18 protein-coding genes are annotated in these 17,817 nt (G+C 69.1%); 9 read left to right on the top strand and 9 right to left on the bottom strand.

Annotated elements, in window-relative coordinates; translation table 11 throughout:
• Positions 1 to 71: 71 nt before the first annotated feature.
• Entirely contained in the window at positions 72 to 1,853 is a 1,782-nt protein-coding gene (locus tag ACQY5G_RS14445; RefSeq protein ID WP_428275121.1) for a CRTAC1 family protein, read from the bottom strand.
• Positions 1,850 to 4,882 (bottom strand): tetratricopeptide repeat protein, encoded by a 3,033-nt coding sequence (locus ACQY5G_RS14450; protein ID WP_428275123.1) that lies wholly within the window; start codon positions 4,880 to 4,882, stop codon positions 1,850 to 1,852. Before ACQY5G_RS14450 ends, ACQY5G_RS14445 begins: the two co-directional genes overlap by 4 nt.
• 112 nt (positions 4,883 to 4,994) lie before the next feature.
• On the opposite strand from ACQY5G_RS14450, the gene ACQY5G_RS14455 reads away from it, so the two are divergent.
• The 6 genes from ACQY5G_RS14455 (at position 4,995) to trxB (ending at position 9,824) form a co-directional block, all read left to right on the top strand.
• Positions 4,995 to 5,117 carry a hypothetical protein gene (locus ACQY5G_RS14455; protein ID WP_428275125.1) on the top strand — a complete coding sequence of 41 codons (123 nt, stop codon included), beginning with the start codon at positions 4,995 to 4,997 and terminating at the stop codon, positions 5,115 to 5,117.
• A gap of 175 nt (positions 5,118 to 5,292) precedes the next feature.
• Positions 5,293 to 5,472 carry a hypothetical protein gene (locus tag ACQY5G_RS14460; protein ID WP_428275127.1) on the top strand — a complete coding sequence of 60 codons (180 nt, stop codon included), beginning with the start codon at positions 5,293 to 5,295 and terminating at the stop codon, positions 5,470 to 5,472.
• Between the two features lie 213 nt (positions 5,473 to 5,685).
• Positions 5,686 to 6,954 carry a 6-bladed beta-propeller gene (locus tag ACQY5G_RS14465; RefSeq protein WP_428275129.1) on the top strand — a complete coding sequence of 423 codons (1,269 nt, stop codon included), beginning with the start codon at positions 5,686 to 5,688 and terminating at the stop codon, positions 6,952 to 6,954.
• Positions 6,951 to 8,027: a 6-bladed beta-propeller gene (locus tag ACQY5G_RS14470; protein WP_428275130.1), complete on the top strand. Its 1,077-nt coding sequence runs from the start codon at positions 6,951 to 6,953 to the stop codon at positions 8,025 to 8,027. Before ACQY5G_RS14465 ends, ACQY5G_RS14470 begins: the two co-directional genes overlap by 4 nt.
• 218 nt (positions 8,028 to 8,245) lie before the next feature.
• Complete coding sequence (locus tag ACQY5G_RS14475; RefSeq protein WP_428275132.1) at positions 8,246 to 8,764, top strand: hypothetical protein; 519 nt, start codon at positions 8,246 to 8,248, stop codon at positions 8,762 to 8,764.
• Positions 8,765 to 8,861: 97 nt separating this feature from the next.
• Positions 8,862 to 9,824, top strand: a complete 963-nt coding sequence (gene trxB, locus ACQY5G_RS14480; protein WP_428275134.1) for a thioredoxin-disulfide reductase — start codon at positions 8,862 to 8,864, stop codon at positions 9,822 to 9,824.
• Between the two features lie 48 nt (positions 9,825 to 9,872).
• Here the strand turns inward: trxB and ACQY5G_RS14485 are convergent, their stop codons facing one another.
• From ACQY5G_RS14485 to ACQY5G_RS14495, 3 genes are all read right to left on the bottom strand, one after another.
• Complete coding sequence (locus tag ACQY5G_RS14485) at positions 9,873 to 10,295, bottom strand: type II toxin-antitoxin system VapC family toxin (RefSeq protein WP_428275136.1); 423 nt, start codon at positions 10,293 to 10,295, stop codon at positions 9,873 to 9,875.
• Positions 10,292 to 10,531 carry a CopG family transcriptional regulator gene (locus ACQY5G_RS14490; RefSeq protein ID WP_428275137.1) on the bottom strand — a complete coding sequence of 80 codons (240 nt, stop codon included), beginning with the start codon at positions 10,529 to 10,531 and terminating at the stop codon, positions 10,292 to 10,294. The genes ACQY5G_RS14485 and ACQY5G_RS14490 overlap by 4 nt, the downstream gene beginning before the upstream one ends.
• Positions 10,532 to 10,655: 124 nt before the next feature.
• On the bottom strand, positions 10,656 to 12,185 hold the full coding sequence (locus ACQY5G_RS14495) for a solute:sodium symporter family transporter (RefSeq protein ID WP_428275139.1): 1,530 nt from the start codon (positions 12,183 to 12,185) through the stop codon (positions 10,656 to 10,658).
• A gap of 205 nt (positions 12,186 to 12,390) precedes the next feature.
• On the opposite strand from ACQY5G_RS14495, the gene ACQY5G_RS14500 reads away from it, so the two are divergent.
• Positions 12,391 to 12,885 carry an HNH endonuclease gene (locus tag ACQY5G_RS14500; RefSeq protein ID WP_428275141.1) on the top strand — a complete coding sequence of 165 codons (495 nt, stop codon included), beginning with the start codon at positions 12,391 to 12,393 and terminating at the stop codon, positions 12,883 to 12,885.
• A gap of 241 nt (positions 12,886 to 13,126) precedes the next feature.
• Here the strand turns inward: ACQY5G_RS14500 and ACQY5G_RS14505 are convergent, their stop codons facing one another.
• Genes ACQY5G_RS14505 through ACQY5G_RS14515 form a run of 3 tightly spaced genes read right to left on the bottom strand, consistent with a single transcriptional unit; the run spans position 13,127 to position 13,812 of the window.
• Positions 13,127 to 13,345 carry a hypothetical protein gene (locus ACQY5G_RS14505; protein ID WP_428275143.1) on the bottom strand — a complete coding sequence of 73 codons (219 nt, stop codon included), beginning with the start codon at positions 13,343 to 13,345 and terminating at the stop codon, positions 13,127 to 13,129.
• Positions 13,342 to 13,623, bottom strand: a complete 282-nt coding sequence (locus ACQY5G_RS14510) for an OsmC family protein (RefSeq protein WP_428275145.1) — start codon at positions 13,621 to 13,623, stop codon at positions 13,342 to 13,344. Before ACQY5G_RS14510 ends, ACQY5G_RS14505 begins: the two co-directional genes overlap by 4 nt.
• Positions 13,624 to 13,812, bottom strand: a complete 189-nt coding sequence (locus ACQY5G_RS14515; protein ID WP_419859570.1) for a hypothetical protein — start codon at positions 13,810 to 13,812, stop codon at positions 13,624 to 13,626.
• A 93-nt stretch (positions 13,813 to 13,905) separates the two neighbouring features.
• Between ACQY5G_RS14515 and ACQY5G_RS14520 the strand changes: the two genes are divergently transcribed.
• Complete coding sequence (locus ACQY5G_RS14520) at positions 13,906 to 15,723, top strand: DUF885 domain-containing protein (protein ID WP_428275147.1); 1,818 nt, start codon at positions 13,906 to 13,908, stop codon at positions 15,721 to 15,723.
• A 64-nt stretch (positions 15,724 to 15,787) separates the two neighbouring features.
• Positions 15,788 to 16,846, top strand: a complete 1,059-nt coding sequence (locus ACQY5G_RS14525) for a hypothetical protein (protein WP_428275149.1) — start codon at positions 15,788 to 15,790, stop codon at positions 16,844 to 16,846.
• 11 nt (positions 16,847 to 16,857) lie between these two features.
• On the opposite strand, the gene ACQY5G_RS14530 is transcribed toward ACQY5G_RS14525, so the two are convergent.
• The gene (locus ACQY5G_RS14530; RefSeq protein WP_428275151.1) at positions 16,858 to 17,655 is read right to left on the bottom strand and encodes an alpha/beta fold hydrolase; all 798 of its coding nucleotides are present in this window, start codon (positions 17,653 to 17,655) and stop codon (positions 16,858 to 16,860) included.
• Positions 17,656 to 17,817 lie beyond the last annotated feature (162 nt).

Here is a 17,817-nt window from a genome sequence, read left to right on the forward strand (position 1 = left end):
GATCGGTTTCGGACGGCGCTCGCGCCAGATGCCATCGCCCTCGCGACGGCCGCCGCCGAGCCGGCGGAGGACTACTCGCGGATTGTGAGTGCCGCGCCCGCCTCAACGGATCCGGTGACGGTTCGGGCGCCTCCGGGCCAGACGACGACTACGCTGTCGGCGCGCGCGCCGCCGCCCAGGCCCGCGAGCACGGGGTTCGCCTCGGACTGCGAGAGATAGGACGAGGCGGTCGAGACCACGAACCGCTGCGCCTCGTCTCCCACGAACACCCGTACCGTCGCCCCGATGGCGCCGAGATTCGGCGCCGCGCCCTCCAGCCGCAACCGGACCCATCCGGGACCGGGCTCGAGATCGTTCCGGAACAGCTTCGCCGGACCGCCGTTCGTCGAGATCACCAGGTCGAGGTCGCCGTCGCGGTCGTAGTCGAAGGTCGCCACCCCGCGCGCCACGATCGGCTCGTCGAAGCCCCCGCCCACCAGCGCGCCGGCGTCGTCGAAGCCCCCCCGCCCGTTGTTCCTAAACAGTTGCGGCGCCTGGGCGAAGGTCACGTCCCCCTGGATCGCCTCGATCTCCGGCTCGATGTGGCCGTTTCCGAGCACGAGATCCACGTAGCGGTCGAGATCGAAGTCCGCGAACCGGAGCCCGAACGTCAGCGGGAGCAGCGTCGACCGCGTGAGCCGTGCCGACCCGGCCAGGTCCTGGAACAGCCCCGCCTGGATCTGCGTGAAGAGCGACACCGGCTCGTTCGAGAAGTTGCCGATCGCGATCGAGAGCTGCCCCCGGTTGAGGATGTCCCCCACGTCGACCCCCATGCCCGCCCGCGCCCGACCGAACTCGTCGAAGGCGACCCCCGCGTCGAGCGCCACGTCGACGAACGTCCCGTCTCCCTCGTTCCGATAGAGGAAGTTCTGGTAGGTGTCGTTCGCGATCGCGACATCCGGGAGGCCGTCCCCGGTGAAGTCGTCGATGACGATGCCGAGCGACTTCCCCTCGGGATTCTCGAACCCGGATTCGGTCGTCACGTCCCGGAAGCGGCGCGCGGAAGTCGGGGCCGTGTCCGAACCGCCCCCGGGAGCCGGCTCGTTCCGCAGGAGGCGGCAGGATTCACCGTCATATTCCTCGGGGGTCGCATAGGATTTATTCACGCCGTCGCGGGTGAAGAAGAGGTCGGTCTCCGGCGTCCAGTCCACGTAGTTGCAGACGAGGAGGTCGAGCCAGCCGTCGCCATCCGCGTCGAACCATGCCGCCGCCGTGGACCAGGCCGGATCCGCCGCGCCGGGGGCGTTCCCCTCGGTCCCCGTCTCCCGCGTCACGTCCGTGAACCGCCCGCCGTCGTTCCGGTACAGGCGATTGTCGCCGACCGCGGTCACGTAGAGGTCCGTGTCGCCGTCCGCGTCGTAGTCGGCCGCGGCCCCGCCCATCCCGTAGATGGGTCGGTCGAGGCCGGCCTCGCGCGTGACGTCCCGGAAGGTCCCGTCCCCCAGGTTGCGGAGGAGCATGGAGGTGGCGCCCCGGTCCTCGGCGCGCCCGTCCCAGCCCGTGCTGTTGACGAAGAAGAGATCCGGCCAGCCGTCGCCGTCGTAGTCGAGGACGATGACGCCGCTGCCCATCGTCTCCGGCATCCACTTCTCTCCGAAGGCGCCCGTGGCGTGCCTGAAATCGATCCCCGCGGCCGCCGTGACGTCGGTGAAACGGATCGAGGTGGACGCGTCGGCCCCGGCCCGCTCCGCGAAGCTCGGGCGCGTCTGCGTATACGAGGGGGCCTCCGCGGTTTCCGGTCCGTCCCCTCCGCAGGAAGTCGCCGCCGGAGCGAGGAGTCCGATGGCGACGAGGCCTGCTCCGCGAGCGCTCATGAACCTCCGCCGCGAGCGAGCGGCCGCAGTTCGTGCATGCGGATGTCCTGTGCCATCAGGTTCACGCCGGGGTTCTCCGCCCTGTAGGCCCTCGTGATCGCCTGCGCCGCCTCGTCGATGCTGTAACGCTGGAACGCCGCCTGACCCAGCGCCGCCTCCTCGTCGCGCCCCAGCGCCTGCAGACTCAGGCTGCGGTTCCAGTGCGCCTGCCGGTGCTCGGGATCGATGGCCAGCGTCCGGTCGAACGCCTCGACCGCCGCCTCGTACCGCTGGTCCAGGTACCGCGTCCGGCCCAGTTGGAACCAGGCCTCGCGATCCTCGGGGAAGGCGTCGAGCACGGCAAGATACGCGGCCTCGGCGGCATCATACACGCCGTCCTCCAGGTGCGCCCCGCCCCACACCCACGCCACGCGCGGGTTGCCCGGTTCGATGGTTTCGGCCCTCCCGAGGTTGTCGAAGGCGTCCTCGAGGTTGCCGGCGATGAGCGCCATGCGGGCCAGGTTGAGCGGCCCGTCCACCCGATCCGGGAAGAACTCGGCCACCCGTGCGAACGGAAGCTCCGCGAGGCGGTCGTTCCCTTCCCTGAGGAGCGCGATCCCGTAGTCGTTGTAGCGAACCCAGGTCTCCTCGGCGTGGTCGCCGGGGGTGACCGGATCCACCCGTCCCCCGACCCCGATCACGACCTCGTCGCGCGCGATCTCCGTCACCGGCAGGTCCGGGACCTCGTCGAACTCCGCGAACCCCTGCGGGTTGGCGCCGAAGGCGAACTCCGTGTACGCGCGGTCGAACTTCCGCCACAGGAGGCGCGCCCGCGCGGTCAGCGACCCCTCCGGGAGATCGGCCGGCAGCGTGATCCGGTAGTGGGCCACATCCGCGCTCCCGGGGCCGATCACGTTCACCGCCGCGGTCACATGGATGTCCTGCGCGTTCCGCTTCTGGATCGGCCGCCCCTCGCGGTCGAGGATCACCGACTTGTAGAAGTGCGCCATCGGGTCGAGGTGCCCGTCCGGCCCGATCTCGCCGCTGATCGCGATCCGCCGCCCCGCGTCGTCCACCAGTTCGAACTCGAGCCAGCCCTCGTTGGAGTCGTTCGTCCCCCCGGGGAAGGAGTGGCCCACGCCCTTGTTCCGGACCACGACCTCGAACATCACGGTCTCCCCCGGCGACACGCTCGGAGGCGAGAGATCGAGCCCCATCTCGGGTTCGTCGTCGGGGCCGCGCCGGATGGCGAAGATGTCCACCCGCAGCTTCTCGTCCCGCAGGAACTCCTCGATGCGGCGGATCGTCGCGGTGTCCCCCCGCAGAAAGGGGAGCGCCGTGTTCACCGCGAGGAACCGGTGAGAGCGCACCCGCCCGTTCTCGGCCGAGACGTCGCCGAGCGGGGCTTCCTCCCACGGCATGTGGCAGTCCTGGCACACGCGCGCGGCCGCCGGCAGGTAGAAGGTGCGCGCGGCGTTCCGCGCCACCCCGCTGTCGTGCCACGCGTCGTATTCGTTCTGCCCCCGCAGCCAGCGGTAGTTATTCACGGGCTCGGTGAGGCTCACCTTGTGGCAGGTGGCGCAGAACTCCGATGTCGAGTGCACCGGCTTCAGAAGCTGCGCCATGTGGACGGAGGGCTTCGCCTTGAGCGCCGCGTCGTGCAGGAAGGCGCCGAGCGTGCCCGCCTCCGCGTCGGCGAACAGGTACGGGTCCTCCTGCTCGTCCGCGATGTTGTAGTTGCCGTTGCCGGTGTTGTCGTGGATGCGGTCGATCGCGTGGCAGGCGAGGCAGGTGAGCCCGGCCTGCGCCTCGACGGTCGCGGGGTCGATCGGCGCGTCCATCGCCCCGGCGAGCATGAGCGCCGGATCGTGGCACGCGCTGCACCACTTGCTCTTGACCCGTCCCGCCGCGTCCGGTTCGAGCCCGAACTCCCGCAGGTGCGCGATCACCTCCGGCCCCGCCTCCAGCGATCCGCTCCGCATGTCCTCGATCGTCGCGGTATAGAACGGGTTGTTGAAGGAGGCGAAGCGGTGCGCGGAGGTCGCCCACTGGGCCGTCACGTCGGGGTGGCAGCGCACGCACTGTGTCGCGCCGATGAGTTCGTCCGCCGCGAACCCCCGCCGTTCCACCTCTGCGCGGACGCGCGCCGCGCGCTCCCGGGCCGTCTGCGCGGCGAGTTCCCCCGCTTCCGTGCGGGTGATGATGCGGGACGGCAGATACGTCCCCGTGCTCGTCGTGGTCGCGGCCGGAAAGAACGGACTCTCGGGCGGCACGAGCCCTGTCGGAACGAAGTCCGCGTCGACGAAGCGCGACACGTCCCGGTCGCGGCCCCCGGGGCCTTGGTTCAGACCCTGCGCGAGCGCGGCCTCGGCCTCCGGGGTGAGCTGGAGTCCGCGGTGCGTGAGGCTGTGCCACGCGACGAGGACGACGAGCACCGCGCCCGTCGCGAGCGCGAAACGGCGGGCCCGACGCCCCGGCGGACGCGCGTAGCTCACGAGCCGGTGCCCCGCATAGGCCGAGACGATGAGGACCGCGCTCCCCACGTGCGCCCACCACGCCCAGCTGTTCTCCCGGCTCGCCGCCGCGGTGAGAATGAAGAGCCCCGTGAGGACGAGGACGCCGCCCACGAGCCCCATCCCGATCCCCGTCAGGATCGAGGCGCGGTGCTTCCGCTTCCACACCGTGGGCAGGTGCGCGGCGAGGAACCCGAACATGATCGCGGCCAGCAGGAGCCCCAAGCCGGTGTGCGTGAGCACCATCGCCTGGAACAGCTCCGGGAGGGAGTTCTCCCCCACCGCGAAGAACTCGAGCCCGAGCCCGTCCGCGAGCCGGTTCGCGAGCAGGTAGAGCGTGTTCGCCAGCATGAACACGGCCACGCCGAGCCCGAACCGCAGCCAGCGCCGCTGCCCCATCCCGAGGATGGAGGGCAGCACCCGCCTCTCCGGCCGGGCGTCCGAACCGGAGCTGTCCGTCACGCCGGCGTCGTCCGCCGCGCCGGATCCGGCCGCGTTCGGCGCTCCCTCGCCCTTATCCCGTCCTCTTCCGCTCATGCCTCAACGAGACTGCACGACGCAAACCGGCGCAACGTCGGGAGGCCCCTTGCACGATAGGTTGCCTGCATTCGCACGTTTCGCGGAACTTGAGGAGGAGCACGCGCCAGGCATGAAGGTGCTGGTCATCGCCGGGCCGAACGGTGCCGGAAAAACAACGTTCTCACGACGATATCTGCAGTTCGCGGGGTCGGAGATTCCCTTCGTGAACGGCGACGAGATCGCGGCGCGGTGAGTGGCTGGTCTACGACACTTCGAGCCGGTCCCCTACCCTCGTCGCCACCTCGGAGCAGGCCGACATACTGCCGCTGGTTCCTGACGGTTGGCGCATACGCGAGGTTCCGGTCGCACGGCATGCGAGCGCGCAGGAAAAGTCGGCCCGCCAAGGTGATTTCAAAGGGAGAGACCCCGTGACGAAAGACGCAACGCAGGCTCCGGACAGGTTCCCCGAGGGAGAGCCGTCGATCAAGAACGTGACGAGGGCGCTCATGCAGGCGCGCGACGACGCGCTCGCCCGCGCCGAGGCGGTTCGGCGACGCGAGGCCGAAGCCGAGCAAGCGGAAAAGGTGTCGACCGCCCCGGAAGCCTGATTCTCCGCCCGTAGAACCTCTACGAGTACCGGACGCCTCCGCCGCCCGATCCGAACCAGGACCCGGCTGGCCTCCTCCCGGGACACCCCCGTGCCGTTTTTCCCCTTATCTACTATTGTTATAGTACGTATCCGGCGGTCGGCCGGTACCGACGGCGCGGGGGACGATGCATGGTATCCCGCGCCGCAGTGGTGTGATAGCGGAGGCATGCCGATGCTTCGAGGAACATGGGCCGCCGTACTTGCCGGGGCCTCTCTCATCGCCTGCGGGGCGGAGGCGGGAGGTCCGGCCGCCGGCCTCCAGGTCGTGACCGAGACGCTGGGCGACACCACCGTCATCCGGACGCTGGCGGGAAGCGCGTGGGGCACCGACGCGACGCTGGTTCCGGAGCTGTCGATCGGGGAGATGGAGGGGCCGGAGGAGCTTCTCTTCGGGCGGATCGCGTCGATCGCCGTGGACGACGAAGGGCGGATCCATGTGCTGGACGGCCAGGCGCTGAACCTTCGCGTGTTCGATCCGGCCGGGGAGCACATCGAGACGCTGGGAGGACCCGGCGAGGGACCGGGCGAGTTGCGTACCGCCGAGTCGGTCGTGCTGCTGGCCGATGGTCGCGTGGCGGTAAACGATCAGATCGACTTCCGCATCCAGGTCTACGAGCCCGGAGGCGGCGGGTCGGAGACCTGGTCCTACAGCGCGGGCGGCGTGGTCCTCCGAGTGCGGCAGTTGTACCCCGACCGGTACGGCGGAGCCTTCGTGCTCGCTCCACAGGTCACGCCCAGCGGCGATTTTGTCCCGCAGATTCTCGCACTCGACGCCACCGGCGCGGCGCGGGACACCCTCCTTCCTCCCGGCGCAGGGTTCGAGCCTCCCTCGGTCGAACTGGAACTCTTCATGGGCTCCGGAAGCTCCCGCCGGATCGCGCAACCCATCCCGCTGACGGAGCGGCACTACTGGACCCTGAACCCCGAGGGACGCTTCGTGACCGGCGTCTCCACCGATTACCGCATCGACGTGGAGCGGGACGGCGGCGTGCTCCGCATCGAGCGCGCCCACGAGCCGGTGGCCGCCTCGGAGGCCGAACGAGGCTACCACCGCGAGCGCCTGACGCGGGCGATGCGCGTCACTCAGCCGGACTGGAGCTGGAACGGGCCGCCGGTCCCCGAGACGAAACCGCCCTTCCGGGGCCTCGTCGCCGGACGGGACGGGCGCATCTGGGTGCGGCTGTGGACCGAGGCCCATCCGGAGGAGAACGAGGATCACGACCCGGAGAACCCCCGCTCCGAGCCGGTGACTTGGCCTTCCCCGCTCCGCTACGACGTGTTCGAGCCCGATGGCACGTATCTGGGTGCCGTGAACCCGCCGGAAGGGTTCGCGGACTACCCGCAGCCCGTCTTCGACGGCGACTATGTGTGGGCCGTGACCCGCGACGCGCTGGACGTCGAGCGCGTCGTCCGCTTCCGCCTCGAGGTGGGCTGGCGGTGACCGGGGCTCCGCCGAAGTCCCGACAGGCGTTCCCGCGGGAACGTCGGCGGCGGCTCAGGCTCGTGCTCGCGGTCGGCTTGACGGCCTGCTCGGCACCCGGCCCCGGGACCCCGCCTTCGCTCGATCGACCCATCACGCTCGAGCGGGTGCGGACGATCGTCCGCCAGGACGCGACCGATGCGACCACATGGCTGCACCGACCCACCAAGCTGCGGTACGACGCCGTCAGTGGGCACCTGTTCGGGCTGGAGTGGGCCGACGACAGGATCGTGGAGTTCACCGCGGACGGCGAGTTCGTGGGGTATTTCGGCCGCGGCGGCGAGGGCCCCGGGGAAATCGGCAACCTCTGGGACTTCGCGGTCGGCACGGGGCACGTCGTCGTCCTCGATACGGGGAACGGCAAGCTCGTCTTCTTCGACCGCGACACACGCGCGATGAGGCGCGAGATCAGGTTCGACCGGCGGCTCCGCGGAATGGCGCCCATCTCCGACACGCTGCTCGTGGTGATGCCGGGACCGGACGGTACGCTGCTCGAACTCCTTCACATCGATGGCCGGAGCCGCGGCTCGTTCGGGGACGCGAGCTACCTCGAAACGGGCAACGTCGGCCTGTCGCTGAGTCACGTCGGCGGCGGACTCCTGCTCGTCCGGAAGCCGGCGATCCCGGAGGGGCGGCTTTACCGCCTCGATGGATCGCTCCACGCGGAAGTCACCTTCGCGGAGCTCGAGCACGTACGGGCCGAATGGCAGAGAGAATTCACCGAGACGATGGAACGAAGCCGGCTCGTGGACGCCGGGGGCCGGCGCATCAGCGGCGGCAAGCTGTGGGTCGGCGAGCCGCGCCCGCTCGAAGGCGGTGCGTTCCTGCTCACCGCGACCCCCGAGAACCTCGACACGAATCCGTGGGAGCTGTGGGTCCTCGACCACGACGGCCGCGTAAGGGGGCGCTACGCCTTCGCCGAGACCTGGGTTCGCGGATACGCCGTCTCTCGCTCGGCCGTCTATGCCCTCGGACTCGGCGACGAATACGGCGTCTACGAGTACGGTCCGCCTCGACCGCCCGATACTCCGTAACGGTCGCGGGGCACTTCCGGCGGCCTGGTCCGCGCCGTGCAGGTCCGGCTAAACGTTCCCGCGGGAACGTCCCGCCCGTATGCGTCGCGTCCTCCCTTCCCGTCACGATCCGCGCGAACCGACCGTTGCCCGATGGGGTATGAACCCGAAACGGAAGGGGGCCCGGCGGGAGGGCGAGGACGGCCCCGCTGGACGGCACTGGAGACACGGAAGCGACCATGAGACGCCACCTGCAGCAGGTAATCTCCACCCTCGCGGTGGTTCTCGCGGCCGCCGCCTGCGGCTCGTCGAGCCCCTTCGAACCCGCCCCGGAGAGCGAGGCGGCGGAAATCCGGGCGGCGCTGGCCGACCGCTCCTTCAGGCAATTCGATCCCGGCGTGGACGAGAGCCCGCGGAAGGGCGTCATCCTCGACTTCTTCAATGGACTCGAACTCTGGGCGCAGTACGCCGAAGGGGACCATGCAGTCGACGAATGGGAGATCACCTCGTCCGAGTACCGGATCGAGCGCTCCGGCTCGGAGATCCGGCTCCACTTCACGGATCCCGCCTCGCGGCGGATCCTGCCTGCGCCGTGCGACGACTGCATTCCCATCTCCGGCGTCTCGATCTCGATCCGGGACGTGTTCGACGAAGGCGCGATCCGGTTCAAGGTGAACGACCCGGACGGCCGCCTTCCCTCCCCCTTCCCCGTGTTCACGTCGTGGACCCGCTTTAGGGAAGACGAGATCTTCAACTGACGGGCCGTCTTCCGTTGCGGTGTCGACAGGGGTGATATCTTCCTCCCGGGACGGATCTCACCGCCGACAACCACCGATAACAACCGATAACGGAACGATGAAACCAGAGACTGTCGTCATCATCGGCTCGGGCCCCGCCGCGTGGACGGCGGCCATCTACGCGGCCCGGGCGAACCTCGATCCGCTCGTGTTCGAGGGTGCGGGGAGCCGCACCATGATCCCCGGCGGACAACTCATGTTCACGACGGACGTGGAGAACTATCCCGGTTTCCCCGAAGGGGTTAGCGGCATCGACATGATGTTGGACTTCAAGAAGCAGGCGGTGCGTTTCGACACGCGCGTCTTCACGGAGGACATCGTCGAGGTCGACTTCTCCAGCCGGCCGTTCCTCCTGCGCTCGAGCGGGAAGCAGGAGGTGCGCGCGGAGACGGTGATCGTGGCCACGGGCGCCAACGCGCGCTGGCTGGGCGTGCCGGGCGAGGAACGGCTCGCGCAGAGCGGCGGCGGCGTGTCGGCCTGCGCCGTGTGCGACGGCGCCCTGCCCGCCTTCCGGGACCAGGTCCTGGCCGTCGTGGGAGGCGGAGACAGCGCCATGGAGGAAGCGCTCTACCTCACGAAGTTCGCGAGCGAAGTCCTGCTCATCCACCGGCGCGACGAACTGCGGGCCTCGCAGATCATGCAGGAGCGGGCCTTCGCCAGCGAAAAGATCCGCTTCCTCTGGAACTCGACCGTGGAGGAGGTGCTGGGGGACGACGTGATCGCCGGCCTCCGCCTCCGCGACACCGTGTCGGGCGAGGCGTCCGAGATCGAGGTGGGGGGGATGTTCGTGGCCATCGGCCACATCCCCAACACGGAATTCCTGCGCGGCCAGGTCGACCTCAAGGAGAACGGCTACGTGGAGATGCCCACGCCGTGGCGGACGGAGACGAACGTGCCCGGCGTGTTCGCGGCCGGCGACGTCATGGACGACTACTACCGGCAGGCCGTCTCCGCGGCGGGCACGGGCTGCATGGCCGCGCTCGACGCCGAGCGCTTTCTCGCCCACAATGGCGCCGGCTGACCTCGGCTCGCAGCCGCAGCGTACGGATCGCGCCCGCAGTCCCTCCCGTCACCCGTCGGGCATCCGGGTCGGGATGCGTTGGCGCTTGCTTCTGCGGTAGATCCTGAAGTCGCCGTCCAGGGTGAGGACCACGCTGCCCGGGTGCTGTTCCGACATCCGGACGAGGCACGCATCCGCCAGGGACATCGGGACGTCGTCGTACTTCTTCATCATCCGCGCGACCGCGGCCGCCTCATCCGCCAGCCGGAACGACACCTCGAGAACGCCCCGCGCGACCAGCGAAACCACGGCTTCCGGTGCCCCGGAGCCGAGACGGTGCGCAAGAAAGCACGCCTCGGCGATGACGGCTTCGCAGGTGAGGAACGGGGGTTCGACGCGGGCCCACTGTTCCCGTGCCCAGCGGTGATGTCCGTCCCGGGAGTTCAGAAAGGCGATCAGCGGGCCCGTGTCGAGAATGGTCCCGCAGGTCACTCGCCGAAGCCACGCATGTAGTCCGGGTTCGCCGACAGGTCTTCGGGCCCGGTGAAGGCGCCGGCGAGATCGACGGCCCGGGACAGGGCGGAGACGGGGGGCGCGCTCCTCTCCCTGCGCAGAAACACCTCGAGAGCCTCGCGAATCAGCGCGGACCTGCTCACGCCCCGCCGGCGCGCGGCCTCGGAAACCTCCCGGGCGAGGTGTCCCGGCATCTTCAACGATATCGGTTTCATTTCATCCGAAGCTTCCTGGTGGTAATACACACGGATGTAATACGGTATTATCTCTTTGAGTATTACACCGTATGCGGCGAGCCGTCAATCCGGCGTCACGTGACGGCGGGGATGCTCCTGCGGCTCACCAGAAGATGATGTAGAGGACGGCCGCTCCGGCGATCACGCCTCCGGCCCAGAACCCGGCGCGCGGGGCCGGCGTCAGATCCACGCCCTCCGCAGTACGCGGCAGCCGGCGGGGGGCCGCGAGCGGACGCGCGCGGGTCACGAAGACGATCCAGGCGCTGATCGCAAGGAACGTGATCGCCATGTGGTGGAGGAACGCGACCTCCGGCAGCAGCCACAGGAGGAGGCCGTAGACGGGGATCCCGAGCACCATCCCCCCGAAGGCGGCGGCCGGCGGCGTGCGCGGCGCGAAGATGCCGAACAGGAACGCGGCCACGATCCCCGGCGAGATGAACCCCCAGAACATCTGGATGTACTCGAACACGCTCGGCGCCCGGGCCACGAGCGGCGCCCACAGGCACGCGATGATCGCGAGCACGCCCGTCGTTATCCGTCCCGTGACCATCAGCCGCCGCGACGAGGCCTCGGGCCGCAGGTGCCGCTTGTAGAGGTCTACGCTGAAGATCGTCGCCGCCGAGTTCAGCATGGAGTCGAGCGAACTCATCACGGCCCCGAACAACGCCGCGAACATGAGGCCCGTCAGCCCGGCCGGGAGGAGTTCCCGCATCATCACGGGATAGGCCTGGTCCGGGTTCGTCACCTGATCCGCGAACAGTTCCGCCGCCATGATTCCGGGAAAGATGATGATGAACGGGATCCCCAGCTTGATGAAGCCCGCCAGAAAGAGTCCGCGCTGCCCGTCCGCCAGGCTGCGCGCCGCCAGCGTGCGCTGCGTGATGAACTGGTTCAGTCCCCAGTAGAAGATGTTGGGGATCCACAGGCCGCCGATGAAGACGGCGAGCCACGGCATCTCGGGGTGGTTGAAGGGGAGAACGGTGTGGAGCTTCCCGTCCGCCGCCTCGAGGAAGGGGCCGATGCCGCCCATGGCCCGGAACCCGAGGATGGTGACGAGCACGCCGCCGAGGAGGAGCGCCACGCCCTGGAGGAGGTCGGACCACACGACCGCCTTGAGCCCGCCGTAGATCGTGTAGCCGCCCGCGAGCACGCCGATGAGCCAGATGCCCGCCGACACGTCGAGGCCGAAGATCGACTCCAGGGCGAGCGCGCCCGAGTACAGCACCGTCGCGAGGGCCACGAACACGTACGCCGCGAGGATGAACGCCGCCATCAGCGTGCGCGTGCGCACGTCGTACCGGAACTCGAGGTACTCCGGGATGGTGTAGATCCCCGCCGCGAGGAACCGTGGGAGGAAGAAGAGTCCGACGAGGACGAGCGTGACGGCCGCCATCCACTCGTAGCTCGCGATCGCGAGGCCGATGTCGTAGCCCCGCCCCGCCATCCCCACGAAATGCTCGGTGGAAATGTTCGAGGCGATGAGCGAGAAGCCGATCAGCCACCACGGGAGGTTGCGCCCGGCGAGGAAGTACCCGGCTGCGTCGCGCCGCCCGCGCGAGGCGTACAGCGACACCCCCACCACGAGCAGCAGAAACCCGGTGAACGCCGCCAGATCAAGGGGCTGAAAGGTCATTTGCGCGGCTTTCGGTCAGATGCTGGAAGGCGAGACACTTCGGATCGGCAGGCAACGGCGTTTGACGTGAAGGCACCCAAGGAGGGGTGAACTGGTGATCGCCGTCCTACCATTGCGGGACCGATGACGCCAAGCAGAGAATCGGTTCACGTAGCGTCGAGTCTGGCTTAGCGAGGTTGCCGTGAGCTTGAGGAAAGCTGTGGGTGTGGAACTGCAGAAGTCGGGTTGGTTGTTCCCGAAGTGGAGATTCTTCGTCTCGAAGACACAGTATTTCGAGCTCTCGAACCGGGAATATCAGCAAGCGCGGGAAGCGAGACTTGTCAACATCGGCTCGCACCGTGGTCGAACGTTGTGGTGGACGGATTCCGGTTTTTTTTGGGCCGACCCTGACCTTTCTGACGAAGAGGTGGAACTCCTCGCTTGGGATCGAGGGCAAAGACAAGAGGCGAAACTGGACCGGCTCCGCAAGATTCGTGCGCGCGGCAAGGACATCACGGAAGCGCGGCGGCGCGCGATACCGGGCGAGATTCGAGCGTTCGTCTGGCAACGCGATGACGGTAGGTGTGTGCAGTGCGGCTCCGAGGATGATCTGCAATTCGACCACGTGATTCCCGTCGCGAAAGGCGGCGGAAACGCGGTGGACAACATTCAGATTCTGTGCGGAGACTGCAATCGTCAGAAAAGCGATTCCATCGTGTAACAGGCGGCCATCAAGATCGGCCAGCGACCGTTCGACTTCGACTCGAACCGCCTATTCGGGTCCGTCCGAGTTCACATGAACTAACTGGGGGGCCGGGCGCTGGAGGATCTTCAATCGCGGGGGTACGAGGGACTCTGTCCGAGGTTCGGCAGAAAGTAGCACGTCCTTGAGGGTCGGCGCGGCCGCTTCTCTCGCCGCGTTGTCGTGTTTGGACTTGGTCATGGCACCGCTTTCCCGTGTCTCACTTCAGAGAGTCCAAGATAGCCTGCTTCGCTTCTTCGTGCCGGTTCGCGGGCACGCGGAGGACCTTCGCGGCCGCCGTCGGCCCCCAGGACACCGGCGCGAACTCGCCTTCGACCCTGAAGGGGATGTCGCGCGCCTCGAGGGCGAGCCTTGCCGCGAGGAGTTCTGTCTCGTCCCAAGCTTCGAACACGCGGACCATGTCAGCGCCCCGCGTCACGTCCGAGCGTCCGTCTCCTCAATGTCGGCGGTCCACGTCACCTTGATCGCGCCCTCCAGCGAGCGGGCGGTGGGGCACTTCGCGCCGTGGCTGGCGAGCGCGCGGTCCACCGTCTCCCGGGCCTCGGCGGGGACGCGGAGCCGGTAGTGGACGATGATCTCCTCCAGCGTGGGCATGCGGTCGCGGAGGCGGTTGATCCCCTCCACTTCGGCGGCGATGTCTTCGGGGGCCAGGCGGATGCCGCGCACTTCCAGTGCGCCGTTGAGCGTGCCCAGCATTCAGGCGCCCGTCGCGGCCACCTGGTAGTCCACGGGGAGCGGCAGGTCCTTCGCGTCGATCCGGTAGTGGGACTTGATGGGCCCGTGGACGCCGAAGTCGATCTCGGTCCCCTCTTCGAGGCGGGCCCGGCGGTGCACTCCCTCGACCTTCTCGAGCCGAGCGCGGGCGGTGTAGAACGGTTCGGACATGACATGTCTCCTTTACGAGCCCGCCTTCCCTGCCGCATTTTCGGGCGGCAGGATTCGGGCGTGACGCAAACGAAACGATCGAGAGCGGCCAGAATGACGTCAACCCGTGACAGGAATCGCCTTCCGGGTGGAGCGGCGGGCCGAGCCGCGGTTCTGATCCTCATGGCGGGCGGGATCGCGGCCTGCGAGCGGGGGTCCGCCGAAACGGCGGACACGGCCCCGTCCAGCGACCTTTCGGCGCTCAGCGACCGCTTCTGGGACGCCTACCTCTCCTGGAACCCGCTGCAGGCGACCTATCTGGGGGAACACCGCCTCAGCGATCGCGTTCGTGACATCTCGCCGTCGGGGCGCAACAATCGCCGCCGCGAGGTTCGTGCCCTCGCCGATGCCCTCGCCGCCATCGACCTCCACTCGCTGCCGCCCGGGAACCGGCTGACCTATCTCGCACTCGACCATCAGCTCTCGGCGGAAGTCGCCGAACAGACGTGCGATCTCGAGGTGTGGGTGGTGGATCACCGCGAGGGGTTCCAGCTCGACTTCCTCAACATCGTGGGCGCCCAGCCGCTCGAAACGCCGGTCGACGGCGAGCGCATGATCCGGCGCTGGAACGCGTTCGCGGACTATATCGACGACTACATCTCGAACCTTCGCACCGGTCTCGAGACGGGTCGGGTCGCGGCGCGCGCGTCGGTGAACCGCACGATCGTGCAGCTCGAAGCCCTCCTCGAACGACCGGTGGAGGAATGGCCCATCTACGCCCCGGCGGGGACGCGGCTCGATGCATGGCCCGAGGGAACGCGCCACGACTTCCGGGCCGGGATCCGCGAGGCCGCCTCCGAGCGCATTCAGCCGGCGTATGCGAGACTCCGTGACTTCCTGCGCGACGAACTCTATCCGCACTCGCGCACGGGCGCGGAGGTCGGACTCTCCAGCCTGCCGGGCGGCAGCGATTGCTACGAGGCGATGATCCGCACATTCACGACACTCGACCTGACGCCGGCGGAGATCCACGCGCGCGGTCTGGCGGAACTGGAGAGGGTCCACGAGGAGCTGCGGACCCTGGGACGGGAAGCCCTCGGCGCGGCCGATCTGAAAGAGCTTCAGCAGCGGCTGCGATCGGACCCGGAGATGTACTTCCGCTGGCCGGGTGAGATCGTGCAGCAGGCGGAGGAGGCCTACGCGCGGGCGGCTCTCGTCATGCCCGACTGGTTCGGCACGCCGCCGCGGACGGAGATGGTGATCCGTCCGATCCCGCTGTACGAAGCGCCGCAGAGCCAGCTCGCCTACTACCGGGAGCCCGCGCCGGATGGATCGCGTCCCGGCACGTACTACGTCAACACGTACCGGCCCGAGATCCGGCCCAGGTACCAGGCCGACGTCCTGAGCTTCCACGAAGCGATTCCGGGGCACCACCTCCAGACGGCGATCGCCCAGGAGGTCGAAGGCCTGCCCGAGTTCCGGAAGCACCTCGGCTCGGTCGCCTTCGTCGAGGGGTGGGGGCTGTACGCGGAGCGGCTCGCCGATGAAATGGGTCTCTACGTGGATGACCTGAGCCGCATCGGCCTCGCCTCGTACGATGCCTGGCGGGCCAGCCGGCTCGTCGTCGACACCGGTATCCACGCCTTCGGCTGGACGCGGGAGGAAGCGGTCGACTTCGTCCGCGAGAACACGCTGCTCGCCGAAGTGAACATCGAAAACGAGGTGGACCGCTACATCACGTCACCCGCCCAGGCGCTCACCTACAAGCTGGGGCAGCTCGAGATCTCGCGGCTGCGCCGGGAGGCCGAGGCCAGGCTGGGGGAGGCGTTCTCCATCGCGGAGTTCCACGACCGGGTGCTGGAGAACGGCGCGCTGAGCCTCCCCGCGCTCGGCGACGCGATCGAGAGCTGGCTCGCGGAGACCGCCAGCTAACCCCGAGCCGGGAGTGCGGCGGCCGCGTTGAGGGGGCGTTGATCCGGCGCGGCACGTTCACGGCATGTGCTCTCTCGGCAAGATCCCGCGGCCCCGCGCCTTCCCGCGCCCCGGCGCGGAGCCTCGCGGCTTCGCGCTGCCCTCGGCCATGCTCATGCTGCTGCTCGTTTCGCTCATGGCGGCGGGCGGTTTTCTCCTGACCTGGATCGACGGGCAGTCCGCCCGCGCCTTCGCGCGTTCCACGGAGGCCTTCTACGTGGCCGAGAGCGGACTCGCGACGGCGCTCGCGCTCGCCGAGATGCCGAACCCGTCCGTGCCTCCGCTCACGCTGGGCGTGGGAACCGCGACGGTCTCCTTCGAGCCGCTCCTCGAGCTGCGGCGCGGGGAGACCGTCTACCGTGTGGAATCCCGGGGACAGGTGGTCTCCGGCGACGCGATCTTCGAACGGTCCGTGGGACAGCTCCTCTGGGTGGCCGGACCGCCGCGAGTCCCCGGTGCGCTCGTCCTCGTGGGGAGCGCGGGCGCCATCCCTCCGAAGGGGACGATCTCGGGGCTCGGCGCGTTCGGCGCCTGTCCGCAGCAGCCCTCGCCGGTGGCGGGCGTCGCGTACTGGGGCGGGCCGGCGCCGGCTCCGGATACGGCCTTGACGATCACGGGGGCGCCTTCCGAACGATCGATGGCCGGTGTGTCGGTAGCGGCCGAGACCGGCATCCGCTGGGCGGAGTTGCTCGCCTCGTTCGGGCCGGTCCCCGACGCGACCGTGCCGCCCGACGCCTGGCCCACCGGCGGCGCGGGCTCGACCTACATCCGGATTCCCGGGTCGGGCCGGCTCGGTCCCGGTTCGAGCGGACGCGGCGCCCTGGTCGTGGAGGGCGACCTGACGCTCGATGACGGGTTCGCCTGGACGGGGCTCATTCTCGTGGGAGGGGCGCTGGTCCTGAATGGGGACATCTCGGTCCGGGGGAGCGTGGCAAGCGGGCTCGCGGGTGGCGCGGGGGTCGCGGCGGACTTCGGCGGCCACCGCATCGATCTGCGCTTCAACGCGTGCGCCGTCGCGGCGGCCGCGGAGGGGCTGACGGCGCCGGCGGCGGCGATCCCGGGCACGTGGTACGAAGTCTGGTAGCACCGCCGACGCTAGAGGCAGTCGCGGACGAGGCCGAACAGGCCATCGGGGTTGTCCACGTGCAGCCAGTGGCCGCCGGCGAGTTCGTGGAGGTGAACACGGCCGTTCAGAGCGGTCGCCCGGAGCCTCGCGAGGTCGTCCGCCGAGAGAACGTCCGATCGGGCGGCCCGCACGATGTGGATTTCCGCCGGGGGTGCCGGCGTCTCGATGACGTCCCAGAGGTCGCGCCGGAAGTAGTCGGCGAGCAACTCTTCGACCGCATCGGGATCGAGGCGCCACCGATAGCCGGCATCGACGAGGACGAGGTTCGTCGCCATCCAGTGCGCGACGGGCGAGGCGAAGCCCTCGGCCTCGACGGCCGATACGGCGCAGCGTCTCGTCGTGAAGGGCCCCGGGTGTCTGCGAATCACGTCCGGCAGCCGTGCCGCCCCACCTCCCGGCGAGCGGCGGGAGGGCGTCGCGTCGATCACCCATGCCTGGCTCGGCGTCGCGGCCGCCGCCACCATCAGCGCCGCCTTGCCGCCGAAGGAGTGCCCGAGGACCGCGTCCACGGGCCGTCCCAGCGACTCGGAGAGTTCGAGCACGTCGTGCACGCACGCGGCAAGGGTGTGCGGCGGCTCGAAGCTCGGGGAGTGCCCGTGCAGCCGCAGGTCCACGAGCACGGCTCCCCACTCGGGGCGCCGGGCGACGAGCCGGCGGGCGAATGAAGCCCAGTTGCGGCCGGTGCCGTAGATACCATGCAGTACGTAGAGCCAGCGCCGGGAACCCGCCTCCGCGACGGTGTACTGATGCAGGAATGGTCGAGACACGAGACAGGGTCCCTTCAACGAGCCGTTAGCGAGGCGGGCAGACCGATGAAGCTACCGCGATGGCGGAGTCTGGGCGCACATGCCGTCGGCGTGCGGGAGCTGGCGAGGAGCGGCGCAACGTATAACCCGTTGTCACGCAGCGTTATTCAGGATCCGTACGAG

It is taken from the genome of Candidatus Palauibacter sp. (assembly GCF_965261555.1).
GTDB lineage: Bacteria > Gemmatimonadota > Gemmatimonadetes > Palauibacterales > Palauibacteraceae > Palauibacter.